This window comes from Bradyrhizobium sp. cir1 (assembly GCF_014198245.1).
In the GTDB taxonomy this organism is placed as follows: Bacteria; Pseudomonadota; Alphaproteobacteria; order Rhizobiales; family Xanthobacteraceae; genus Bradyrhizobium.
This window is the reverse complement of sequence record NZ_JACIHE010000005.1, coordinates 262438-286196: the sequence shown is the minus strand read 5'-3', so window position 1 is coordinate 286196 and position 23759 is coordinate 262438. Positions and strand designations below refer to the sequence as shown.

Genomic DNA, 23759 nt, shown 5'->3' with positions numbered 1-23759 from the left:
ACGGGCTGCCCGGCAAAGCAGTGGTCGACAGGCACGCGGAAGCGCTTCAGGCTAAAGGACGGTTGCGAAAATGCGCGACAATGCTCGCATGACGATCGCGTCCCGCTGCCACCAGCACCCCGTGGGCCACTTCCCGGCGGTTATAGAGGATGAGATCTCCGGAGAGGTCGCTCATCCTACCATCCGCTTCCTGCACGATCAAATCGGCCGCCGCAAGGTCCCAATCATGGCTGTTGCCGCCCGCAAAAGCCGCATCCAGCGCGCCATGGGCGACCCGGCAGAGCCGGAGCGCGAGCGAGCCGATTCGCCGGTGCAGCTTGATCTCGCCGGGCGAGGGCTTCAGGCGCTCGACCAGGGGTTTTGGCCCGGCGACACGCGAGAAGTCGAGCTCGGATCCGAAGGTCGCCCGCACGGCCGTGCCGTTGAGCGTCGTGCCTTGCCCTCTGGCCGCAAAGAAGAACTCGTCGCTGCTCGGCGCGAAGACCGCAGCGAGAACGGGCGTTGCGTCCTCGACCAGCGCAACGCTGACGCACCATTCGTCATGGCCGCCCAGATAGTTGCGCGTGCCGTCGATGGGATCGACCACCCATGTGCGCCGGCGCGACAACCGCGTGGCGTCGTCGGCGCTCTCCTCGGAGAGCCAGCCGTAGTCCGGCGTGGCGGCGCGCAGGCGCGCTTCGAGCAGATCGTTGACGGCGATGTCGGCTTCCGACACCGGCGAGGACGCGCCCTTGATCCACTTCTTCAGCTCGGTGCGGAACATCGACTGCGCGAGCGCACCCGCCTCCCGCACCGTGTCTTTCAGCAACGCCGCGTCGCGGGTCAGGATGGTTTCGTCGAGGACAGCCGACATCACGTTCAATCGAGCCACATGCGGTGAACACCTCTCCCCATCGGGGAGAGGTCGATTTGCGCAGCAAATCGGGTGAGGAGGCGTGGGTCCCACGAGAGAGCGGTCCCCTCACCCGCGCCTCCGGCGCGACCTCTCCCTACGGGAGAGGTGAGCCAAGCAACAACAGCTCGATCAGCGTCCGCCAAGCGTCAACCCCTCGATGCGCACCGTCGGCGCATTGATGCCATAGCGGAATTCGAGATTGTTCGCCGGCTGCATCGACTTGAAGATCTCGAACAGATGGCCGGCGATCGTCACCTCGCTGACGGGATAGGTGATCTCGCCGTTCTCGATCCAGAAGCCGGAGGCGCCGCGGCTGTAATCGCCGGTGACGCCATTCACGCCGGAGCCGATCAGGTCGGTGACGTAGAAGCCTTGGCTGATGTCGGCGATCAATTCGGCCGGCGTCGGTGTGCCGGCTTCGAGATGCAGATTGTACGGCCCCGGCGAAGGCGAGGACGAGACGCCGCGATGGGCGTGGCCGGTGGTGGCTAGCCCAAGCTCGCGCGCGGTGGCGCAGTCGAGCAGCCAGGTCGTCAGCACACCCTCGTCGACCAGCGCGATTGTCTTCACCGCGACGCCTTCGGCATCGAAGCTCTGCGAGCGCAGGCCGCGCTTGCGCAAGGGATCATCGATGATGCGGATGTTCTTGGCAAACAGCTGCTGGCCGAGCTTGTCCTTCAAGAAGCTGGTCTTGCGCGCGATCGAGGCGCCGTTGATGGCGCCGACGAGATGGCCGACCAGCGAGCCCGCGACGCGCGGGTCGAACACGACGGGCACCTTGCAGGTCTCGACCTTGCGCGGATTGTAGCGCGCCACGGTGCGCTCGCCGGCGGAACGGCCGACGGTTTCCGGCGACAGCAGATCGGCGCTGTGCGGCGCGGAGGTGAAATCGTAGTCGCGCTCCATGCCGGTGCCCTCGCCTGAAATGGCGGTGGCCGAGATGCCCTGGCTGGAACGCAGGTAAGAGCCGTGGAAGCCGGTCGAGGTGACGAGCACCATGCCGCCCATGCCGGCGGAGGCCGAGGCGCCGCCGGACTTGGTCACGCCCTTAACGGCGAGCGCGGCAGCCTCGGCCGCGAGCGCGCGGCGCTCGAGCTCGCTGGTTGCGGGAACATTGGGATCGAGCAGATCGAGATCGGGGAAGTCGCGCGCGAGCAGCGCGGGATCGGCGAGGCCGACATATTTGTCGACGGGCGCAACCTTCGCCATCGCCACCGCGCGTTCGGCAAGCTTGGTCACGGCATCGCCGCTGACGTCGTTGGTCGAGACCACCGCCTGGCGCTGACCGACCAGCACGCGCAGGCCGACATCGTCGCCCTCGGACCGCTCGGATTCCTCGACGCGGCCGTCGCGTACCTCGACCCCTTGCGAGACACCGCGCACTGCGACCGCATCGGCCGCATCGGCGCCTGCGCGTTTGGCCGCCTCCACCAGCCGCTGGGCGAGATCGGACAGCGCGGACTGGTCGAACAGGTCGCGATTGGCCTTGGAAGAATCCTGGGGCGAAAGCGTCGAGCTTGGTGAAGGGTTCACAAACGAAATCCTGTTGGGGCGGGGGTCGGGCCCGGGACGGCCGAACCCACCAGATGTGCCCAAATGGTGCGGACTTCAAGCATTTTCAGCCCGCAAAAAGCTCAGATTCGCTTCCCCAACGCAACGTCTCGTCAATCATGCGCGCCAAGGTCTTGTCAATCATGAGCCGTGGTGACGCTGGGTTAACCAGCCTTTTTAAGCGGTTTCGGAAAGGGCCGCGCTAAGGTCCTCGCATCGACCGGGAACATAATCCCGGCGGGGAGAACGAAAGCCGTGAGGCGTCAAACATCAGCATGCGGGGTCGCTCCCGCCGGGTCGGGCCGCAGCTTGCGGCTCGACCCCCTTTCCCTTCCGGTCCGCTTCGACGCGCATGATCCGCGCGCCGACGGATACACCAGACAGATCGAGCTTCATCGCGAGCGCGTCGTGCTGCGCCGTGCCGTCCGCGGCATGCAGATGGCAATCAACGTCCGCGTCAGCGATTTCACCGGCGTCGCGCTGCGCGGCAATGACGAGGCGCTCGTCCTCGTCCATCGCGACCCCTCGCTCTCCGTTCCGCTGCTGGTCGGCGCCGAAGCCGATGAGCTCACCGAAGCCTGGGCGATCTGGAGCGAGATTTTTGCGCTTCCGCAGCTCGACGAAGGCGCGCGCAAGCCTGCAGCCCGCCGTCGCCGCGCCAACGCGATCCGCGCCCGCCGCCCGAAATTCCTGATGCGCCGGCGTGTTGCCATGACGCGCGAGCTGCCGGTGCATCGCGATGAACGCGAGATCATCGCGAGGAATTGAGCGGGCTGGGATTGCCGGGCCCGTCGGCCTTCTTCGTTTCAACCGGGGGTGATACGCTGGTCGCAAAGCTCGCGACCGGAGGCGCCTGCTGTGGAGATATTTCGCCGGTATTTTAGTATTCCAACATTTATTGCCGCTCTGATCCTGATGACAACCGAGCAATGGGCCAGAGACGTCGCCCTGGCGGCAGACGCCGCCGAAGAAACACGCGAGATAAGCCGCGCCGTTTCCGAGCTGATAAAGCAGCGCAACTGGTCCGGAGCCGAGACGCTTGCGAAAATGGGTCTTGCGCGCTGCGGTGAGGTTGACGCCAAACAATCTTGTCTTGCGGCATTCCATGATCCCCTTGGCGACATTGACTACGCTCAGGCGAGATATTCTGAGGCGCTTTCGCACTACCAGACAAGCCTGGAGGCACGCAGGGAGATTCCGGGAATTGCCCCCTTGGGCTTGCTCAGATCGCAATTGCGCATCGGGAGGACCCATCTCGCGCTACGTCATTTCGATCTGGCAGAACCACTTCTGACCGAGACGAGCATCGGATTGAGTCGCGTCGCGCCAGCCGATCCAGACGCTGGCACTGCATTTCGTGCGCTTGAGGACTTGTACTACGCTCTCGGCAAACCCGTGGAAGAAGTAGCTGCGGCGCGTCAGGATCTCGATTTCCAGACCAAGCACGGCAATGATCCAGGGCTGCTGCAGCGCTCAAGACGTCGCCTCAACGCGGCTCTCGTCAGGCAAGCCAGACAATCATCGGGCAATAACCGCAACGATGAGGCCGAACGCATCTTCCTGGAAGCCCTTCACCTGGTCGATCCGCCACAGCCGGGTTTAGAAGGCAACTTCATCAACAACTTGGAAGAATTGGGCCTGCTTTACCAGAAGCTGCGTCGATATGCGGACGCAGAACCGCTTCTCCTTCGCGCACTCGATCATGCTCAGAAGTTTTACGCGCCTTCCGATCCCAGCCTTGCGATCGCATTGCTCAACCTATCGGGGGTGGAAGAGGATTTGGGCAAGCACGAGGAGTGCATTCGCCATGCGACACAGTCCATACAGAAGTTCGACGAAGCCAAGACTGAAAATCTGCCGCTGGGACTTGCGCTGGATACCCTTGGTTCTGCTTATCGCGAGCTAGGCCGCACCAGCGAGGCGGAACGTGCACACATCCGTGCGATCGGCATCCTCGATCGCGTTCTCGCCGAAGACGCCCCACAGCGGATCAAGGTGAGAATGTCACTTGGGTCGACGCTGATAGACCAGGAGAGGTTTGAGGATGCGGAACAAGTTTTCCGATTGGCTCTCCAGATGGAAGCGAAGCTGGCCAAGCCGTCGACAGTTACGCGATCGATCATCCTCGGAAGCCTCGGTCTGATCTATCGCGAGCGGGCCCGCTATGACGAAGCCGTCGCCGCGCTCCTCAAGGCGATCGAGACCGATGAGGCCGGTGGCGTCGGCCGGTCTCAAGATGCCGCACGGCATTACACCGAGCTCGCCGGAGTTTACCGTCGCCAGAGCCGATATGATGAAGCAGAAGCCGCTCTTCTGAAATCGCTCACGATCGAGCAGCCGGAGCTTGGCCGGGCGACCGCACTGAACTCGCTGGGACTGATCCATATGCATACGGCTCAGTACGACAAGGCAGAGAGCGAGCTCAATCAGGCGCTTGCCATCCGCGCGAAGATGCTGTCCGAAAACAGCCGCTGGACCGCCGAAACTCTGGGCAATCTGGCTGCGCTCGACGACAAGAGGGGGCTTACCTCCGAGGCCGAGGCAAAATTCCGGCGCGTGCTCGCAGTCGTCAACAGCTCTCCCCTGTCACAGTCAACCACCGGCTCCCTCTACAATCTACTGCTCTCGGAAAATTTGCTGATCCAGGGAAAGCTCGACGAGGCCGAAGCCTTCAGTCGCGTGAGCCTCGACCTTTACAAGGCCAAGCTTGGGCCTGAGCATCCGCGCTATGCCGGTGCGCTCAAAGTGCTCGGCTCGATCGAGATGGCGCGCCGACGGAACGGCCAGGCCGAGGACCACTACCGGCAAGCGCTCGCGATTGACGAAAAAACCCTTGGCCCCCAAAGCGAAGCCGTGGCGGCGGATCTGACCAGCCTGGCTGAGCTGTTGAGGCGCGTCGGCAAGAGATCGGAAGCAAGAACCAATGTTGAACGAGCGCTTGCGATCTACGCCGATAGATTTGGCAACGAAAGCCCCATGATCACGGGAGCGCTGCTGACCTCGGCCAACCTGTCCTGGGAGGAGGCACGCTACGATGCCGCACGCGCGCTGGCGAGTCGGGTGCGAGGCATTGGCGAGCGCAACGTTGGCCCCGATCGCCCCTCCCTGAGCTCGACATTCGTCTTTCTGGCTCGCATCGATCTTGCACAAGACAAACTGGACGACGCGCGTCTCAACCTCGACCGTGCAACCCGCATTATCGACAATTTGCTGCCCGCCGATCATGCACTCAGAATCGAATTGCTGCTCGCGAAGGCCGAAGTCGAACTGACATCAGAGCAAATGGCGGACGCCGAAAACCACGTTCGCGATGCGCTCGCGATGGCGAAGCGTCTCTACCAGCCTGACGTCCCGAACAGGCGAAACGCAGTCGATCGGCTGAGCGGCTTGCTCTTTGTGCAGGGCAAGTTCGATGAAGCAGTTCAGATCCAGCGTGCCGAGCTCGCCCTGACCGAAACCCAGCTTGGATCGAACCATCCCGCCACTGCCGTCGCGCTACGTTCGCTCGCGGCGACGACCGGCAGCTCCGGCGACCAATCGGGTGCAATTGCATTACTCCGTCGCGCGCTCGTAATCGACGAACAATCCTTTGGGCCGCAGAGCGACCAGGCCGCGACCGACCATGTTGCGCTCGGCTCGCTGCTGCGCAGGATGGGACGCCTCGACGAAGCCCGAAGCGAGATCAATGCCGCGCGCAAGGCATGGGAAGCGCTGGGCCATGTCTTGACGACGATCGTCGCGCTTGATCAGTTGGCATTGATCGCGCTCACTCAAGCCTCGCCAACCGAAGCCATCGTGTTTTCCGAGCGCATCCGCAAGATCCTCGAAGACAATTATGGCCGCGACAGTCCGGCACTCCTAACCAATCTCGCTCAACTCGGACGCCTTCGCTTGCGCAACGGCGAGACGCAGGCGGCAGCCCAGATTCTGAACCGGGCGACCGACCTGATGGGTCCCGATCCCTCTGAAAGGAAGCAAGGCTATCTGAATTTTCTGCAATTGCGGGCAGAGCTTAGTGCGACCCGCAAGGACTTCGAGGCTGCCGCAACCGATCTTGTTCGCGCGGTGGAGATCTCAGCCAAGTACGGCGGACGCCGTAGTCACGCAGTCGGCGAGACTTCGTTTAACCTCGCACTTGTTTATCTCAGGGCAAATCGTTTCCGGGAGTCCATCGCTCGCTTTTCGGATGCGCTGGAGATTTTCAAACGAGAGAATGGAGACCATTCTCCGAGCGTCGGCTATTCACTGCTGGGGGCCGCGCAAGCCTACGAGAAGCTTGGCGACAAGTCCTCGGCAAAGGCACTCCTGGCCGCAGCAGCCGAGATTCTCGGCCAGACGACCCTTGTCAGGCCGCCCCAGCTCAGGTGGCTGTGAGTTCGTCGCCCTACGGCAATCGATCGACGTTTAGCTCGCCCGCATCACCGCATCGGCCAGCAATCCCGCAAACAGCAGCAGGCCCGCATGCTTGTTCGACTTGAACAGGCGCAGGCACAGCGCGCCATCCGCGATGTTCAGCCGCACGATCTGCGAGGCGAGATGCGCGGCGAAGGCCGCAAGGCCCAGCCAGGCCGGCCAGCGCACGTCGCCTGAGGCCAGCGCGACGCCGATCAGCACCACCGCAAGCCCATAGAACAGGATCAGCGCCTGGTGCGTGTGCGCGCCGAACAGGCGCGCGGTGGACTTTATGCCGATCAGCGCGTCGTCCTCGGTATCCTGATGCGCATAGATGGTGTCGTAGCCGATCACCCACGAAATCGCGCCGGCATAGAGCACCAGTGCGGTCACGTCGATGCGGCCGAAGGTGACGGCAAAGCCCATCAGCGCGCCCCAGGAGAAGGCGAGCCCGAGCACGATCTGCGGCCACCAGGTAATGCGCTTCATGAAAGGGTAGATCGCGACGATCAAGAGCGAGGCGATGCCGGTCAGGACCGCGAAGCGGTTGAACTGCAGCAGCACCACGAGACCGATCACGGCCTGCGCGACCATGAAGGCCAGCGCCTGTTTCGTGCTCACCTGTCCCGACGGCAGCGGCCGCGAGCGGGTGCGCTCCACCTTGGCATCGAGGTCGCGGTCGGTGATGTCGTTCCAGGTGCAGCCCGCCCCGCGCATCACGAAGGCGCCGATGAAGAACAGGACGATGGTGAGCGGCAGGCGGCTGACGTCATGCGCGATGCCGGCGGCAAGCGCCGCCGACCACCAGCATGGCATCAGGAGAAGCCAGGAGCCGATCGGACGATCGAAGCGGGACAATCGCAAATACGGCCGCGCCCATGGCGGCGCGAGCGTATCGACCCAGTTGCCGGTGGAGTCGGCAACGCGGGCGCTGGTGTCGCTCATCGGGTCAGGACGTTGCCGTTGAGCGTATCGAACGTGCTGCCGCCCTTCTTGCCGGCATTGGCCTCGGGCGCCGAGCCCGAACCCAGCACATCGCTCAACGATGGACCGGCCGGACCGCGCGGCTGGTTCTGCATCTGCTGCGCGACGTTGCAGACCTTCGTCTGCATGGCCTCGGTGTTCTTGTGGCCGTCCTTCATCTGCGCGCCGACGTTCGGCGGGATTCCGCACTTCGAGGCATTGGCCTCGATGTACTTGATCATCTTCGACTCGGCCTGGCTGAAATTGCGGATCAGCTTGCAGGCCTCGTCCGGCGGCGCGTGACGGTCGCTCGCGGCCTTGATCGCCTTGCCGCGCTTCTCGGCCTCTTCGCGCAGGGGCATGAACGCCTTCATGCAGTCCTCACCCGGGGCCTGCGTCGGCGGGGCCGCACTGAAAGCGCCGGCGCCGCCGACCGGCGCGGCGCCGTTCACCGGAAACGACGATTGCGGCGCCGTGCCGACGGAGGCAGTCGGCGCCGAGCCGTTCACGGGCGGAAATGCCGAGCTGCTCGCGGCCTGGTTTGGCAGCGGCGCCGGGAAGGCGCTCTGCGCATAAGCGCCCGCGGCACCCATGGTGACCATGGCGACGGTGATCGGAACCATCAGATGACGGATCATCAAGGCAGTCTCTCCGGCAGGAGCTTACGGGGCTCGGCGTCTTCCCAATTGAAGCGCAACCAGCGTGTTCGCGTTCTTACGATTCCCACCGGCGCTTAACAACCCGCCGAATAGGGCAAGAGCGCGGCGCTGGGACGCACCGATTCGATGATATTTACCCCCAAAACTACTGGTTTCGGTTAAGAACGGCCCCAAATCGGACCTTTGAACCATGCCATCCCACGATTTTCGCGCTCCCCGCCTGTTTGTCGACACCCCCCTCGCCCAGGACGCCAGGGTCCCGCTCGACCGCGACCAGAGCAATTATCTCGGCAATGTGCTGCGGCTGGCGGCCGGGGCCGAGGTCCTGGCCTTCAACGGCCGCGACGGCGAATGGCAGGCCGCGATCGAAGGCCGCAAGCGGCCGGACGGCCTCGTCATCCTCCAGCAGACCCGGCCCCAGGACGCTCTGGCCGACCTCACTTACGTCTTCGCCCCGCTCAAGCATGCCCGGCTCGACTACATGGTCCAGAAGGCCATCGAGATGGGCGCCGCCGGCCTGCAACCGGTCCTGACCCGCTTCACCCAGGCCTCCCGGGTCAACACCGAGCGGATGCGCGCCAATGTGGTCGAGGCGGCCGAACAATGCGGCATTCTCAGCATCGCCACCGTTGGCGAGCCGGTGCCGCTGGAGCGGTACCTCGGCCAGCGCGCCGCGGGCCGGCTGCTGATCTTCTGCGACGAGGCGGCGGAGGTCCAAAGCCCCATCCAGGGCCTGCAAGGCGCGCGCGAGGCCGGACAAGGCATCGACGTGCTGATCGGCCCCGAAGGCGGTTTTGCCGATGAGGAGCGGGCGCTGCTGCTGCGGCAGCCGAGCATCCTGCGGCTGGCGCTCGGCCCCCGCATCATGCGGGCTGACACCGCCGCCGTCGCCGCGCTGGCGCTGGTGCAGGCGGTGCTGGGCGACTGGGGCGGCAAAACCGCCTGATCCCGTGCATTGCCCGCCCGTTAAGCGATTGATCCTTTGGAGGTCGAAACCGCTGTCGGGCCATGCTAAGGGCTGCGCCAATTCGCTTGCCTCCCCTTGCCCTGCCCGGTTCCACCGGGACGATGGACCCCTGAGATGACCGCGACTGCCACCTCAAATGCTGCCGGCTCCGCCGCCTGGGCGGATACGCTGCTCTTGTCGTTCGCGCAGGCCGGCTATGTCAGGGCCGAGCCCGCCATCCTGCAGCCGGCCGAGCCGTTCCTGGACCTGTCCGGCGAGGACATCCGCAAGAGCCTGTACCTGACCACGGACCTCTCCGGCGAGGAGCTCTGCCTGCGCCCGGACCTGACCATCCCCGTCGCCCGCGACTACCTCGCATCCAGCCGGGCCGGCCAGCCGGCCGGGTTCAGCTATCTCGGCCCGGTGTTCCGCTACCGCAGCGGCCAGGCCAGCGAATTCCTGCAGGCCGGCATCGAATCGTTCGGCCGCCAGGACCGCGCCGCGGCCGACGCCGAGATGCTGGCGCTGGCGCTGGAGGCGACCGCCGCCTTCGGCGTCCGCGACGTCGAGATCCGCACCGGCGACGTCGCGCTGTTCAACGCGCTGCTCGACGCGCTCAACCTCTATCCGGTCTGGCGCCGCCGCCTGGTCAAGGATTTCAACCGCAAGATCAGCCTGGAGCAGGATCTGGAGCGGCTGGCGGCCGCGGCCACCGCGACACGCAGCGAATATGAGGGCGTGCTGGCAGCGCTCGCCGGCTCCGACCGCAAGGCGGCACTCGCCTTCGTCACCGATCTGATGTCGATCGCCGGCACCACCAATGTCGGCGGCCGCACCACGGCCGAGATCGCCGACCGCTTCCTCGAGCAATCGACGCTGAAGGGCGGCGCGCTGCCGCGCGAGGCCATCGCCGTGCTCAAGCGCTTCCTGTCGATCACGGGCAATCCGGACGATGCCATCGCCGAGCTGCGCGCGCTCACGACTGACGCAAAGCTTGATCTCACGGCCGCGATCGACCAGTTCGAGAGCCGGGTCGGCTTCATGGCCGCGCGCGGCATCGACGTGAAGCAGACGCGTTTCTCGACCGCGTTCGGGCGCGGGCTCGACTATTACACCGGCTTCGAATTCGAGCTGCATCACAGGGGCAACGGCGCCGAGCCGCTGGTCGCCGGCGGCCGCTATGACGGGCTGATGACCCAGCTCGGCTCGGCAGCGCCGATCCCTGCCGTCGGCTTCTCGGTCTGGGTGGACGCGCTGAACCGGATCGGTCGCAAGGTGGGAGCTTAAGTCATGAGCGCGCCGTTCGTTCTGGCCGTTCCCTCCAAGGGCCGCCTGCAGGAAAACACCGAAGCCTTCTTCGCCCGTGCCGGCCTCAAGCTGTCGAAGGCCGGCGGCGCCCGCGACTATCGCGGCACCATCGCAGGGCTAGATAATGTCGAGGTCGCCTATCTCTCGGCGAGCGAGATCGCCGCGCAGCTGTCCCGCGGCTTCGCCCATCTCGGCGTCACCGGTGAAGACCTGGTGCGCGAGAATATCGCCGACGCCGACAAGCGCGTGTCGCTGATCGAGGGGCTCGGCTTCGGCTATGCCGACGTCGTCGTCGCGGTGCCGCAGGCCTGGATCGACGTCCGCACCATGGCCGACCTCGACGACGTCACCACCGGCTTCCGCGAGCAGCATCACATGCGGATGCGGGTGGCGACCAAGTTCGTCAACCTCACCCGCGCCTTCTTCCAGAGCCACGGCATCACCGATTACCGCATCGTCGAGAGCGCGGGCGCGACCGAAGGTGCACCGGCGGCCGGCAGCGCCGAGCTGATCGTCGACATCACCACCACGGGCGCGACGCTCGCCGCCAACGGCCTCCGCGTGCTCGACGACGGCGTGATCCTGCGCAGCCAGGCCAATCTGGTCGCCTCGAAGGACGCCGACTGGTCGCCGCAGGCGCGCGAGACCGCGCGCGTCATCCTCGATCACATCGCCGCAAGGGCGCGCGCCAACAAATACCGCGAGGTCCGCACCCGCTTCCGGCAGTGCGACGCCGCCCTGCTCGGCGAAGCCCACAGCCGGTTCGGCGTCGAGGCCCCGTTCGGCGGGCCGACCTCGTCGGGCATGCTGACGCTGCACTGCCCGCCGGGGCAGCTCTATGCGCTGGCGAGCTTCCTGCGCGAGCATGGCGCCGAGACCGTCTCGGTGGTCTCGCTCGACTACGTGTTCGACCGGGAGAACCCGCTGTTCGCCAAGCTCGAGGCGTTCCTGCGGCGGTGAGCCTCAGGTCCGTTCAGCGTAGCGACAGCAAACCGCAGCTACCATATGCTGCTCCGATGACCTTGAACGCCTCTGGAACCTTGATCGATGACGCTGGGCTCTGACGTTTCCGGCCTGACGACCACCGCGACGAGCGCCGCCGCGAAGGGATTGTCGATTGTCGTCCCCGTCTACAACGAGGCGGCGGGCCTCGCCGCCCTGCACCAGCGGATCTGCGATCTCGCAAAAACCTTGCTGCAGCGCTATCGGCTGCCCTGCGAGGTCGTCTATGTCGACGACGGCAGCGCGGATGCGACGCTGTCGATCGCGCGTTCGCTGCCGGCCGATGCGATCGACGTCCAGGTGGTGTCGCTGTCGCGCAATTTCGGCAAGGAGGCGGCGCTGATGGCCGGCCTCGACCATGCCCGGCTCGGCGCCGTGATGTTCATGGACGGCGACGGCCAGCATCCGCCGGCCCTGGTCGAGCAGCTGGTGCGGCACTGGATCGATGACGGCTATGACGTCGTCTATACCGCCAAGGCGCATCGCGACAACGAGCCCTTCCTGCGCCGCCTCGCCGTGCACGGCTTCTACGCGCTGATCAATTGGGGCGCGCGCCAGAAGATTCCCGAGGACGCCGGCGATTTCCGCCTGCTGTCGCCGCGCGCGGTCGCAGCGCTCAGGCAATTGCCGGAGCGCAACCGCTTCTTCAAGGGTCTCGCCAGCTGGATCGGCTTCCGCCAGATCCGGGTCGACTACGAGCCGTCGCCGCGCGCCCATGGCGTCACCACCTTCAACGCCGCGCGATTGCTTGGTCTTTCGATCGAGGGCCTGACCTCGTTCTCGGTGGCGCCGTTGCGCTTCGCCAGCCTGCTCGGCGTGGTGCTCGCCGGCGGTGCCTTCCTGTTCGGCCTGTCGATCCTCTGGGAGGTCTGGACCACCGGCAAGCAGGTCCCCGGCTATCCCTCGCTCGTGGTCGGCCTGATGACGATCGGCGGCGTGCAGCTCATCATGATCGGCATCGTCGGCGAATATATCGGCAAGATCCTCTCCGAGCTGAAGGCGCGCCCGATCTACTTCGTCGCCGAGCACAGCGAGAAGCATTTCGAGGCCGGCAATGCCCAGGATGCTTCGAGCCAGGACGCCTCGAGCAGGACGGCAGCCGAATGAGCGCCGCCGCGAGCCCGCGGCGGATCTGGCTCTGCGCCGACGATTACGGCATCAGCCCGGGCGTCAACCGCGCCATCCGCGACCTTATCGAACGCGGCCGCCTGAACGCCACGTCGGTGATGATGGTGGGAGCTGCGATCGAACGCAGCGAGGCCGAGGCGCTGCTGGCTTCAGTGAAAGCCAGCCCGCGCTGCGCGATCGGATTGCATGTCACGCTGTCGGCGCCGTTCCGGCCGCTCACCATGCACTTCCGTCCCCTCGATGGCGACATGTTCATGCCCTTTCCAAAGCTGCTGCGCGCCGGCCTTGCACGGCGGCTCGACCGCGAATTCTTTCGCGCCGAGGTGAAGGCGCAGCTCGCGGCGTTCGCGGATGTGTTCGGGCGCGCGCCTGACTTCGTCGACGGCCATCAGCATGTGCAGCTCTATCCGCAGGTGCGCGACGGCTTTGTCGATGCGGTCGCTGAAGCTGCGCCACAGGCGTGGGTGCGCCAGGGCGGCCGCGACCTGCCGCTGGCGCAGCGGCTGGCCTCTCCCAAAGCCATGGTGCTCGACATCCTCAGCGCGCAATTCCGCCGCCGCGCCGGCGGCGCCGGCCTCGGCTTCAATCCCGGCTTCGCCGGCGCCTATGATTTCACGCGTGCGGCCGATTTCGGCGCGCTGATGCGGCAGTTTCTGGAAGGCCTGCCCGACGGTGGCCTCGTGATGTGCCATCCCGGATTCGTCGACGACATCCTCGCCGGCCTCGATCCGATGACGGACGTCCGCGAGCGCGAGCACGCCTATCTCTCGGGCGATGCCTTCGCGCGCCTGCTGGCGGATAGCAACGTGACACTGGCATGAGACCGGCGAAAAGCGGGCCAAGGGGCAGCTAAGAGGCAGCTTGTCGCATACCGAAATTTAATCCGGCCGGCACTGTTGGGGCCACAATGGAACCCTACATCTCCTGCGCGCTTGGTTTTGCGCGAAGGAGACAGATCATGACGCCGCAGGAACGCCAGCTCGTCGACGACCTTTTCGACCGGCTTTCAAAGCTGGAAAATGCACCGCGCGATCCAGACGCGATCGCTGCGATCTCCGACGGCCTGCGCAAGGCGCCGGGCGCGGTCTACGCGCTGGTACAGACCACGCTGGTGCAGGATGAAGCCCTCAAGCGCGCCAATGCCCGCATCCAGGAGCTGGAAGCGGCCCATGCGCCTGAGCCGGCCCAGTCCGGAGGCTTCCTCGATACCATGCGCGACACGCTGTTCGGGTCGAGTCCGTCGCGTGGCTCGGTTCCGAACGTGCCGCCGCGTGAGCAGCGGCCGGTCTGGAACAGCGGCCAGGCGATGCAGCAGACGCAGCCGGGCTACGGCGCACCGCCTCCCTATGGACAGGCTTACGGCCAAGGCCCGGGTCAGGGCTATGGCGCTCCGCCGGTCGGCGGTGGCGGCGGCTCGTTCCTCGGCACGGCGGCGGCAGCCGCGGCCGGCGTCGTCGGCGGCTCGCTGCTGCTCTCGAGCATCCGCGGCATGATGGGCGGATCGCACCAGCAGGCCTTCGGCGACACCAACGCCCTCGGCGACCGCGGCGCTGGTGGAAGTCCTTGGGGCGGCAGTGACCAGTCCGGCGGCTCGCTCGCGCGCGATGCCGGCCTCGACGACATCGGATCGAACCGCGACTCCCGCCAGGGTGTCCTCGACCAGGCCTCAAACGACCGCGACAACAACGACCAGAACTACGACGACGATCGCGACGACAACACGGACATGGCCGACGACAGCGATTTCGGCGGCGGTGACGACGGCGGCAGCGATTACGCGTGACTCTTCTCCCTCTCCCCCTCCTTACGGGGGCGCGACGAGCTTCGCTCGCGCTGAGAGGGTCGGGGTGAGGGGCTCTCTCCGCAAAATGAGTGAGAGTTGGACTCGCGGAGACTCCCCCTCACCCGCATTGCATCTCCGATGCAATGCGGCCTCTCCTCGCAAGCGGGGAGAGGCGAAGCAAACACATCACATCACCACGACCTTGGTGCCGACATTGACGCGGCCGTAGAGGTCGATGACGTCCTCATTGCGCATGCGGATGCAGCCGGAGGAGACATTGGTGCCGATCGTCCAGGGCTCGTTGGAGCCGTGGATGCGATAGAGCGTGGAGCCGAGATACATCGCGCGGGCGCCGAGCGGGTTTTCCGGGCCGCCTTCCATGTGCCGGGGCAGATCGGGCCGGCGCGCAAGCATTTCCGCCGGCGGGGTCCAGTCCGGCCATTCGCGCTTGGCCGTGATCGACTTCACGCCGGACCAGGTGAAGCCGGGACGACCGACGCCGATGCCGTAGCGCATCGCGCGGCCGTTGCCCTCGACGAGATAGAGGAACTTGTTCGGCGTATCGACCACGATCGTGCCGGCGCTTTCGTTGCCGCTATAGTCAACGACCTGTTTCTCGAATTTCGGATCGAACGGACGCTGCCGCGGATCGATCGCCTCCTGCTGCAGAGACGCACCTTGCATCTGCGGCTCGCCCATCGGCGGCAGGCGGCGCTGGTCGTAATAGCCAGGCTGCTGCTGATACACCGGCCGCTCGGGCGCATAGGCCGGACCGCGGCCCGGACCGTCGCCGAACAAGAACTCGATGAAGCCGCCGCCCATGTTCGCATTGGAGGCGACGCGCACCGGCGCCGGCGGCACGCGCGGCTGGTAGAGCACCGCGGGTGGATCGTTCGGCACCGTGTTGTCGAACGCCGCGGCGCGATCCGCGCCGGCAATGAAGGTGCAAGCGCTGCCAAGCAGCGCGACAGACATTTTCTTGAACATCGACGTACTCTGTACTGTTTCGTCTAGATCACATGCGTCATGCAGGTCTGGTGGCTGATCCGCGCCCGCGACGTGGTCAATAAAAAGCAAAAGCCGTTTTGTTTGGTAAACGTATCGGGCGTTTCGATTCACCACGTCGCGAGCGGGCCGGCAATTTGGCGATCAGCGTTTATTTTCGATGAACGCCGCGCGAGCATGGTTAATCGCTTCTTTGCGCGCCGTCGCGCGCGGCCGCAACGACAGTTCCTGCTGTGAACTTCGTGTTAAATCGCTTCTGCCTACAAAGACGCGTGAGTGAGGTGGGGGGAGTATTCTGATGGCTGTTCACCGCAAGCGTTTTCGTGTCGAGGATATCGCCGGTGGCGAGATGCCCATTCTAGACGTGACTGAAGAGGCAACCCCGATGCACAGCGAGATCATGGCCGAGCTGCGCGCGATCCGCGCCCAGATGGCGAAGGGCATCACTGCTGCCCCGCTGTCCGGCAGCGCCGCCATGGCGGCGATCGACGCGTCGACCGCGCATGAGCTTTCCGAGGCGCGCACCATGCTCGAGACCTACCGGGCGCAGATCGAGCAGTGCGAGAAGCTGAAGGTCGAGCTCGACCTCATCCACGACGCCATCGACCGCACCAAGCGCGAAATCGCGACGCTGCACGGCAAGAGCTTCGACGGCGGCGAAATGGCCAAGGTCAATGGCGAGCTCGGCGCGGTCGTCGGCGGCACCGAGCAGGCGACCCAGCAGATCCTCGAAGCCGCGGAATCGATCGACCAGGCCGCCAGCGCGATGTCCAAGGTGGACTCGGCCGACCAGCAGAAGCGGCTCGCCGACGACATCCAGGAACGCGTCATCTCGATTTTCGAAGCCTGCAACTTCCAGGACCTGACCGGCCAGCGCATCAGCAAGGTCATGACCACGATGAAGTTCATCGAGCAGCACATCAATGCGATGATGGAGATCTGGGGCGGCGTCGACGCGATCAAGGCCCATGTGCCGGCGCCGGTCGATACGCGCAGCGACGACGAGAAGCTCCTCAACGGCCCCAAGCTCGCCGGCGACGTCGGCCACGCCTCGCAGGACGACATCGACGCGCTGTTCGACTGAGCGGACGCGAGATACGGACAAAGCAAAACGCCGGCCCTGGGGCCGGCGTTTTTGTTTTGGCACCATCCCCTCCGCTGTCATCGCCCGGCTTGACCGGGCGATCCAGTATTCCAGAGACGGCGACGCTGGAGTCGAGAAGCTGCGGCGTACTGGATGCCCCGCCCCCGTGCGCAATTGCGCACTAGGCGGGGCATGACGGAGGAAAGAAACTACGCCCTTGGCGCGCAGCGGACGTAGACCATGTTGCCGTAGCGGGTGGCGGCGTCCTTGTCGATGAAGCGGGTGATCAGGACGCGGCCGTCGAAGGAGACGATCTCGCGGTCCTGCTCGCCGGGGGTGGGACCGGCCGGCCCGATATAGTTCTTGCCGCTGGGCGAGCCCTTCAGCCGCAGCTCCTGCGGCGTTGCCTGGTCGGCCAGATGCATGATCACGCCGCCGGAGGAGCCGGCGGTGATCACGTAAGGATTCTTGCACTGAGCCCTCGCCGCCGCCTCGGTGCGGGCGCGGTCGGCCGGGTTCTGGAACGAGGCGAGGCCCCAGCGGCCGACGATCTCGTCGGCGCGGATGGTCGCCGGCATTTCCGGACCGGTGCCGGGCTCCGCCTCGGGCGGCGGGGACGACGAGAAGGACGGCAGGTTCATGCCGCCGCCGCAGGCGCCGAGCAGCAGCGCCAGGCAAGAGGCAGCCGCCAGGTTGGCGACCGTGCGCGCGTGAGCTGAACTGATCATGGCATTCCCCCGAACAAGACCATGGCCGCACCCCTCACGCAGCCAAGCGCAAAACCGCTGCCGGGGCAATGACGTCCTTTGATACGCCGGCGCCCCGAACAAGTTTCCAATGCCACCATCCTATATCCGCCTCACCAATCGCTTAACCACCTTTGCTTGACAGGATCGCGGCCAAGCCATATTCCCGGGCGCACTATTAGCACTCGGAAAGCCCGATTGCTAAGCGCGCCGTTCGATCCTCGGGACGAGGGTGGGCGGAAGCGCCGCCCCACCCACTTCCACTACTTCCGAAGCGAGCCTCCAAAGGGAAACGTCATGGCTAAATCCAAATTTCGTCCGCTGCATGACCGTGTCGTGGTCAAACGTATCGACGCCGAGGAAAAGACCAAGGGCGGCATTATCATTCCGGACACCGCCAAGGAAAAGCCGTCCCAGGGCGAGGTTGTCGCCGTCGGCCCCGGCGGCCGCGACGAGACCGGCAAGCTGATTCCGATCGACCTCAAGGTCGGCGACCGCGTGCTGTTCGGCAAGTGGTCGGGCACCGAGGTCAAGATCGACAACGAAGAGCTCCTGATCATGAAGGAGTCGGACATCATGGGCGTTCTGGCCTAAGGCCATCCGCCTGAACGGCCGCTGAATGTCATGCCCGGATCGCGGAGGTCCGGGCATCCATCGTTCCGCCGGCCACATTCCGAAACAAGGCACAACACGAAACACGAGGGATTGCAGACATGGCTGCCAAAGACGTCAAGTTTTCCGGAGAGGCGCGCGATCGCATGCTGCGCGGCGTCGACATTCTCGCCAACGCCGTCAAGGTGACGCTCGGCCCGAAGGGCCGCAACGTCGTCATCGAGAAGAGCTTCGGTGCGCCCCGCATCACCAAGGACGGCGTTACCGTCGCCAAGGAGATCGAGCTCGAGGACAAGTTCGAGAACATGGGCGCCCAGATGGTGCGTGAGGTCGCCTCCAAGACCAACGACCTCGCCGGTGACGGCACCACCACCGCGACCGTGCTGGCCCAGGCCATCGTGCGCGAAGGCGCCAAGGCGGTTGCCGCCGGCATGAACCCGATGGACCTCAAGCGCGGCATCGACACCGCGGTTGCCGCCGTCATCAAGGACATCGAGAAGCGCGCCAAGCCCGTTGCCGCCTCCTCCGAGGTCGCCCAGGTCGGCACCATCTCGGCCAACGGCGATGCCGCCATCGGCAAGATGATCGCCCAGGCGATGCAGAAGGTCGGCAACGAGGGCGTCATCACCGTCGAGGAGAACAAGTCGCTCGACACCGAGGTCGACATCGTCGAGGGCATGAAGTTCGACCGCGGCTATCTCAGCCCCTACTTCGTCACCAACGCCGAGAAGATGACCGCCGAACTCGAGGATGCCTACATCCTCCTGCACGAGAAGAAGCTCTCGGGTCTGCAGGCCATGTTGCCTGTGCTCGAAGCCGTGGTGCAGTCGGGCAAGCCGCTCGTCATCATCGCCGAGGACGTCGAGGGCGAGGCGCTGGCCACCCTGGTCGTCAACCGCCTGCGCGGCGGCCTCAAGGTTGCCGCCGTGAAGGCGCCGGGCTTCGGTGACCGCCGCAAGGCCATGCTCGAGGACATCGCGATCCTCACCGGCGGCCAGCTGATCTCCGAGGACCTCGGCATCAAGCTCGAGAACGTCACGGTGAAGATGCTCGGCCGCGCCAAGAAGGTGGTGATCGACAAGGAGAACACCACGATCGTGAACGGCGCCGGCAAGAAGCCCGACATCGAGGCCCGCGTCGGCCAGATCAAGGCGCAGATCGAGGAGACCACCTCGGACTACGATCGCGAGAAGCTGCAGGAGCGTCTTGCCAAGCTCGCCGGCGGCGTCGCGGTGATCCGCGTCGGCGGCGCCACCGAGATCGAGGTCAAGGAGAAGAAGGACCGCGTCGAGGACGCCCTCAATGCCACCCGCGCCGCGGTGCAGGAAGGCATCGTCCCCGGCGGCGGCGTCGCGCTGCTCCGCGCCAAGAAGGCGGTGGGTCGTCTGTCCAACGCCAATGACGACGTCCAGGCCGGCATCAACATCGTGCTGAAGGCGCTGGAAGCCCCGATCCGCCAGATCTCCGAGAACGCCGGCGTGGAAGGCTCGATCGTGGTCGGCAAGATCCTGGAGAACAAGTCCGAGACCTTCGGCTTCGACGCCCAGAACGAGGACTATGTCGACATGGTCGAGAAGGGCATCATCGACCCCGCAAAGGTGGTGCGCACCGCGCTGCAGGACGCCTCCTCAGTGGCCGGCCTCTTGGTGACCACCGAAGCCATGGTCGCCGAGCTGCCGAAGAAGGAAGCTCCGCCCGCCATGCCCGCCGGCGGCGGCATGGGCGGCTTCTAAAGGCCGTCCTCATCTTGCAGTATTGCGAAGGCCGCCTCCGGGCGGCCTTCTTTTTTGCCGACGCTGCCCCAAGCTTTCCGATTCAACCGGCGGCCAAAACCCACTACGGTGGCGCCGATTCTGATTGTTTGGGCATGATCCTCTCGGAAAACCGTTTCACACTTTTCCGGATCATGCCCGTTGCCCGAGGATTTCGTCGATGCGCGCGCTCCTGGTTTGTTCGACTGCCCTTCTGGCGGCTCTGCTCGCGGTGGCGCCCGAAGTCGCCTCCGCCCAGATGAAACTGTCGCCCAAGGCCACGGCGCCGGGCGGAACCGAGACGCGCTATTTCACCTCGATCGACGGGCTGATGGACGGCAATGCCGACGTGATCCTGAAAGAGACGCGCCAGGGAAAGACGGTGACGGCGGCCATACTCGACGTCTGTTACCCCATCGCGAAGAATTCGGAGCGCAAGGACCGCTTCGTCGTCAATCTCCAGGTCGCCGGCCAGACGCTGACCGGAACGACGCAGAGTCTCGGCGAGAAGGCGCCCGTCAGCGTCAAGCTGCTGCGCAAGCAGGCCGGCGACACGTTCGAATTCCGCGGCCAGATCAGCATTGGCCAGGTGGTGACCGAGGTCACCTCGCCCGACAATTCCGATCTCAGCGAGAAAGAGTTTCAGGACAACCAGACCTCCGACGACGGCATCACGCCGCAGCCGAAGGATTTCACCGACGTCTCGCCCGAGGCGATCGCAGTGAAGGTCAAGCTGGATGCAGCGACCGAGTTCCTGAAGAGCCTGAAGGGTCAGGCGGTCGAGGTGACGCTGGCGAGCCTCAATGTCGGCTGCGATGCGCTGCGCGCCGGCGAGCAGACCATCAACATGTCGGTCGACCCGGAACGCGCAGCCGCGCTGCTGGCAAAATTCAAGACCATGCCGGGCGTCACCGCGGCAGGCTGGACCGCGGGCATGACCGAGATGGACCGCACCATCCGTTTCCCCGCCGCCGACTGGCGCGACGGCGACAAGATCAACCGCGACAAGCTCGTGGCCGCCGTTGCGGGCGTGCTGAGCAGGACGCTCGCGGCAAAGCCGGTGTCGCAAAACTTCAACCCGGCGACCGGCAAGCTCAAGCTGGTGTTCAAGCGGCCGAACCAGGATCACCCGGCGCTCGAGCTCACCGATACGATCGAGGTCGCGGGGCTCGTCTCGCCCGACAAGCCCGGCACCACCGACAAGCTGATGCTGTGGATCGGCAGCCCCGCGACCACGACCGCTGATGAGAGCAGCGGCGCCAAGCTCAACCTCTCGGACGACGCTTCGGCCGACGAGGAAGGCGATCTGCCCGACGACAACGGCTCGGTCGAGGCGCTCGCCAAGGAGCTGAAGGGCCAGCGCTGGGACGCCGACAAGTCGGTGTGGAAGTAGGCGCAGGCACCCACCGCTGTCATCGCCCGGCTTGACCGGGCGATCCAGTACTCCGAGACAGCAGTGATAGAATCGATAGGCCGCGGCGTACTGGATGCCCCGCCTTCGCGGGGCATGACAGAAACCTAATTCCCGTTCACGCGAAAGCGCAGCGGCTTGGGGCCGATCAGCATCAGCACATCGCCCTGGCGTTTCCAGGTCTCGACGCTGCCGAGCGCTGCGACCAGCTCATCGTCGGCTTGGGCCTTAGCCTGCGGACAGGAGCGATCCTGGATCTGGCCGGGGACGAAGATCACGGTGTTGCCGGCGACCGAGAACTGGCCCTTGCCGCCCTTGCACCAGAGCTCGAGCACGACCTCGCCATTGTCGCCGATCTCGATGTTCGGAATCCGCTTCGAGCCTGCTTGCGGCAACGCCTCCAGCGTCATCTCGGTGCCGAACGGAAAACCGTCCTCGGCGCGCGCGAGCGTGGACATCGCCAGCATTGCAACCGCCGCGCACACCATCTGCTTGAGCGAAACCATGACACCTCTCGACCGACCTGATTTGCCGCACCTTCTATAAGACGGTGGCGTCATTGAGAAGGTTCGCCTGCGTGCAATGTAAAAATCCCCGCGGGGGGCGAAGCCCCGCGGGGATTTGGTCGAAACCGGGCGTGGCCTGCTACTTCAGCACCAGCGCCGTGAACGGCCAGACATAGGCCTGCAACGTCACGAGCACACCGACGAGGCAGGCCAACACGATCGAGTGCCAGAACACGAAGCGCAGGATCGTGCCTTCGTGGCCGTACCAGTTGGTGGCGGTGGAGGCGACTACGATCGATTGCGCGTCGATCATCTTGCCCATCACGCCGCCGGACGAATTCGCCGCGCCCATCAGGATCGGCGACAGGCCGAGTTGCTCGGAGGTGATCTTCTGCAAATTGCCGAACAGGATGTTCGACGACGTGTCCGATCCGGTCAGCGCCACGCCGAGCCAGCCGAGCAGCGTGCCGAAGAAGGGATAGAGCACACCGGTTGCCGCGAAGGCGAGACCGAGCGTCGCATCGACGCCGGAGAGCCGCGTCAAGGTGCCGATCGCGAGCATCGCCGAGATCGTGATCAGCGAGATCGCGCACAGCCGGATAGTACGGCCATATTCAACGAGCAGCTTGCCGGGACCGACGCCCATGAGGAAGCCGGAGATGATCGCCGCGATCAGCATGCCCGTGCCAGTGAAGGACAGGTAGGTGAAGGCGAACACTGCGCCTTCCGGCGTCGGTTTCGCCGCCACCGGCGGCATCTTGTTGATCATCTTGTCGAGCTCGGGAACCGCGTAGTTGAAGGTGAAGATCGAGTTCGCCCAGGTCTTGAACCAGCCGCTTCCCCACAGCAGCATCACGACGCAGACGATGATCCACGGCAAGAGCGCGCTCCAGAGCTGGGCTTGCGTGAGCGGAGTTTTGTCGAGCGGCTTCGCCGGCGCCATGGTCGCATGCGACTCGTCGTGTCCGCGCAGCTCCGGCGACAGCCACAGCTGCCTCGGGTGCCAGACCTTCAGAAACAGGATGAGAGCCCCCATCGAGATCAGCGAGGCGCCGATGTCGACGATCCAGGGATTGATGTAGTTGGAGATCACGAATTGCGGGATCGCAAAGGACACGCCGGTGACGAGGATCGCCGGCCAGACATCCTTCATGCCCCGCCAGCCCGCGAATGCCCAGACGACCCAGAAGGGCACGATCAGCGAGAAGAACGGCAATTGCCGTCCGACCATCGCACCCAGGATGTAGGGATCAAGCCCTGTGACGGAGGCAAGGCCCTGGATCGGCGTGCCGAGCGCGCCATACGCCACCGGCGCGGTGTTGGCGATCAGCGAGAGGCCGGAGGCCGCGAGCGGCGAGAAGCCGAGCCCGATCAGCACGGCACCCGTGATCGCGACCGGCGTGCCGAAGCCCGAGGCGCCCTCGAAGAACGCGCCGAACGAGAAGGCGATCAGCAGCAATTGCAGCCGCCGGTCCTCGGTGACGCCGCCGATCGCGCGCTTCAACAGTTCGAAGCGCCCGGTCGCCACCGTCACCTGGTAGAGGAAGATGACGTTGAGGACGATCCAGCCGATCGGGAAGAATCCGGTCACGATGCCGAGGATCGAGGCGCGGATCGACATGTTCACCGGCATGGTGAAGACGAAGATCGTGATCAGGTTGGTGATGATCACGGCGATGATGGCAGCAATATGCGCCTTGACGCGACCGCTCGCGATCAGGACCAGCAGCGTGACGACGGGGATCGCCGCCGCGATCGTCGACAGCACAGGGCTGTGCAGCGGATCATATATTTGATTCCACATGGTCTTCCTCCCCCACGCATGTTTGCGGCAGACGGCCCGCGTGGAGAGCCGGTCCTGCTTTTCGCTGGAAGCGATAACCCCCGAGCTGGATGCGAATTCCTCGCGAATGCGGCGGTTCCCCTCCGCTCACAAGCTCGCGAATTCCCAGAGCACCCCGCCCCGCGCCGTCGCACCCATGCTAGGGTTGCAAGCTGCGACAAGCCAACGCAAATT

21 protein-coding genes are annotated in these 23759 nt (G+C 65.2%); 13 read left to right on the top strand and 8 right to left on the bottom strand.

What is annotated here, in order from left to right:
• Nucleotides 1-46 precede the first annotated feature (46 nt).
• Together GGD63_RS14065 and GGD63_RS14060 are read right to left on the bottom strand one after the other, a co-directional pair.
• Nucleotides 47-853, bottom strand: a complete 807-nt coding sequence (locus GGD63_RS14065; RefSeq protein ID WP_183242854.1) for a 3'(2'),5'-bisphosphate nucleotidase CysQ — start codon at nucleotides 851-853, stop codon at nucleotides 47-49.
• Between the two features lie 171 nt (nucleotides 854-1024).
• Nucleotides 1025-2428: a TldD/PmbA family protein gene (locus GGD63_RS14060; RefSeq protein ID WP_183242852.1), complete on the bottom strand. Its 1404-nt coding sequence runs from the start codon at nucleotides 2426-2428 to the stop codon at nucleotides 1025-1027.
• A gap of 273 nt (nucleotides 2429-2701) precedes the next feature.
• Between GGD63_RS14060 and GGD63_RS14055 the strand changes: the two genes are divergently transcribed.
• Both GGD63_RS14055 and GGD63_RS14050 read left to right on the top strand, forming a co-directional pair.
• Entirely contained in the window at nucleotides 2702-3214 is a 513-nt protein-coding gene (locus tag GGD63_RS14055) for a DUF6101 family protein (protein ID WP_183242850.1), read from the top strand.
• Between the two features lie 90 nt (nucleotides 3215-3304).
• Nucleotides 3305-6820, top strand: a complete 3516-nt coding sequence (locus GGD63_RS14050; RefSeq protein ID WP_183242848.1) for a tetratricopeptide repeat protein — start codon at nucleotides 3305-3307, stop codon at nucleotides 6818-6820.
• 30 nt (nucleotides 6821-6850) lie between these two features.
• On the opposite strand, the gene ubiA is transcribed toward GGD63_RS14050, so the two are convergent.
• Both ubiA and GGD63_RS14040 read right to left on the bottom strand, forming a co-directional pair.
• Nucleotides 6851-7783 carry a 4-hydroxybenzoate octaprenyltransferase gene (gene ubiA, locus GGD63_RS14045; protein ID WP_183242846.1) on the bottom strand — a complete coding sequence of 311 codons (933 nt, stop codon included), beginning with the start codon at nucleotides 7781-7783 and terminating at the stop codon, nucleotides 6851-6853.
• Entirely contained in the window at nucleotides 7780-8439 is a 660-nt protein-coding gene (locus GGD63_RS14040; protein WP_183243081.1) for a hypothetical protein, read from the bottom strand. Before GGD63_RS14040 ends, ubiA begins: the two co-directional genes overlap by 4 nt.
• Before the next feature lie 211 nt (nucleotides 8440-8650).
• Here GGD63_RS14040 and GGD63_RS14035 point away from each other — a divergent pair, with 211 nt between their 5' ends.
• The 6 genes from GGD63_RS14035 (at nucleotide 8651) to GGD63_RS14010 (ending at nucleotide 14627) form a co-directional block, all read left to right on the top strand.
• Entirely contained in the window at nucleotides 8651-9406 is a 756-nt protein-coding gene (locus tag GGD63_RS14035; protein WP_183242844.1) for a 16S rRNA (uracil(1498)-N(3))-methyltransferase, read from the top strand.
• Nucleotides 9407-9541: 135 nt separating this feature from the next.
• Nucleotides 9542-10693: an ATP phosphoribosyltransferase regulatory subunit gene (locus tag GGD63_RS14030; protein WP_183242842.1), complete on the top strand. Its 1152-nt coding sequence runs from the start codon at nucleotides 9542-9544 to the stop codon at nucleotides 10691-10693.
• 3 nt (nucleotides 10694-10696) lie between these two features.
• Nucleotides 10697-11674: an ATP phosphoribosyltransferase gene (gene hisG, locus GGD63_RS14025; protein ID WP_183242840.1), complete on the top strand. Its 978-nt coding sequence runs from the start codon at nucleotides 10697-10699 to the stop codon at nucleotides 11672-11674.
• Between the two features lie 87 nt (nucleotides 11675-11761).
• Complete coding sequence (locus GGD63_RS14020) at nucleotides 11762-12823, top strand: glycosyltransferase family 2 protein (RefSeq protein ID WP_183242838.1); 1062 nt, start codon at nucleotides 11762-11764, stop codon at nucleotides 12821-12823.
• On the top strand, nucleotides 12820-13665 hold the full coding sequence (locus GGD63_RS14015; protein ID WP_183242836.1) for a ChbG/HpnK family deacetylase: 846 nt from the start codon (nucleotides 12820-12822) through the stop codon (nucleotides 13663-13665). Before GGD63_RS14020 ends, GGD63_RS14015 begins: the two co-directional genes overlap by 4 nt.
• A gap of 137 nt (nucleotides 13666-13802) precedes the next feature.
• Nucleotides 13803-14627 carry a DUF2076 domain-containing protein gene (locus GGD63_RS14010; RefSeq protein WP_183242834.1) on the top strand — a complete coding sequence of 275 codons (825 nt, stop codon included), beginning with the start codon at nucleotides 13803-13805 and terminating at the stop codon, nucleotides 14625-14627.
• 186 nt (nucleotides 14628-14813) lie between these two features.
• Here GGD63_RS14010 and GGD63_RS14005 read toward each other — a convergent pair whose 3' ends face one another.
• Complete coding sequence (locus tag GGD63_RS14005; RefSeq protein WP_183242832.1) at nucleotides 14814-15614, bottom strand: L,D-transpeptidase; 801 nt, start codon at nucleotides 15612-15614, stop codon at nucleotides 14814-14816.
• Nucleotides 15615-15653: 39 nt separating this feature from the next.
• On the opposite strand from GGD63_RS14005, the gene GGD63_RS14000 reads away from it, so the two are divergent.
• Nucleotides 15654-15869: a hypothetical protein gene (locus GGD63_RS14000; RefSeq protein ID WP_183242830.1), complete on the top strand. Its 216-nt coding sequence runs from the start codon at nucleotides 15654-15656 to the stop codon at nucleotides 15867-15869.
• A 61-nt stretch (nucleotides 15870-15930) separates the two neighbouring features.
• Nucleotides 15931-16716 carry a protein phosphatase CheZ gene (locus tag GGD63_RS13995; protein WP_183242828.1) on the top strand — a complete coding sequence of 262 codons (786 nt, stop codon included), beginning with the start codon at nucleotides 15931-15933 and terminating at the stop codon, nucleotides 16714-16716.
• Nucleotides 16717-16925: 209 nt separating this feature from the next.
• On the opposite strand, the gene GGD63_RS13990 is transcribed toward GGD63_RS13995, so the two are convergent.
• Nucleotides 16926-17444: a hypothetical protein gene (locus GGD63_RS13990; RefSeq protein WP_183242826.1), complete on the bottom strand. Its 519-nt coding sequence runs from the start codon at nucleotides 17442-17444 to the stop codon at nucleotides 16926-16928.
• Between the two features lie 315 nt (nucleotides 17445-17759).
• On the opposite strand from GGD63_RS13990, the gene groES reads away from it, so the two are divergent.
• The 3 genes from groES (at nucleotide 17760) to GGD63_RS13975 (ending at nucleotide 21218) form a co-directional block, all read left to right on the top strand.
• Nucleotides 17760-18056, top strand: coding sequence for a co-chaperone GroES (groES, locus tag GGD63_RS13985; RefSeq protein WP_025033779.1), 297 nt, complete (start codon nucleotides 17760-17762; stop codon nucleotides 18054-18056).
• 119 nt (nucleotides 18057-18175) lie between these two features.
• Nucleotides 18176-19807: a chaperonin GroEL gene (gene groL / locus GGD63_RS13980; protein ID WP_183242824.1), complete on the top strand. Its 1632-nt coding sequence runs from the start codon at nucleotides 18176-18178 to the stop codon at nucleotides 19805-19807.
• Nucleotides 19808-20006: 199 nt separating this feature from the next.
• Nucleotides 20007-21218, top strand: coding sequence for a hypothetical protein (locus GGD63_RS13975; protein WP_183242822.1), 1212 nt, complete (start codon nucleotides 20007-20009; stop codon nucleotides 21216-21218).
• Between the two features lie 125 nt (nucleotides 21219-21343).
• On the opposite strand, the gene GGD63_RS13970 is transcribed toward GGD63_RS13975, so the two are convergent.
• Entirely contained in the window at nucleotides 21344-21742 is a 399-nt protein-coding gene (locus GGD63_RS13970) for an META domain-containing protein (RefSeq protein ID WP_183242820.1), read from the bottom strand.
• Between the two features lie 139 nt (nucleotides 21743-21881).
• Nucleotides 21882-23546, bottom strand: a complete 1665-nt coding sequence (locus GGD63_RS13965) for an L-lactate permease (RefSeq protein ID WP_183242818.1) — start codon at nucleotides 23544-23546, stop codon at nucleotides 21882-21884.
• Nucleotides 23547-23759: the final 213 nt, after the last annotated feature.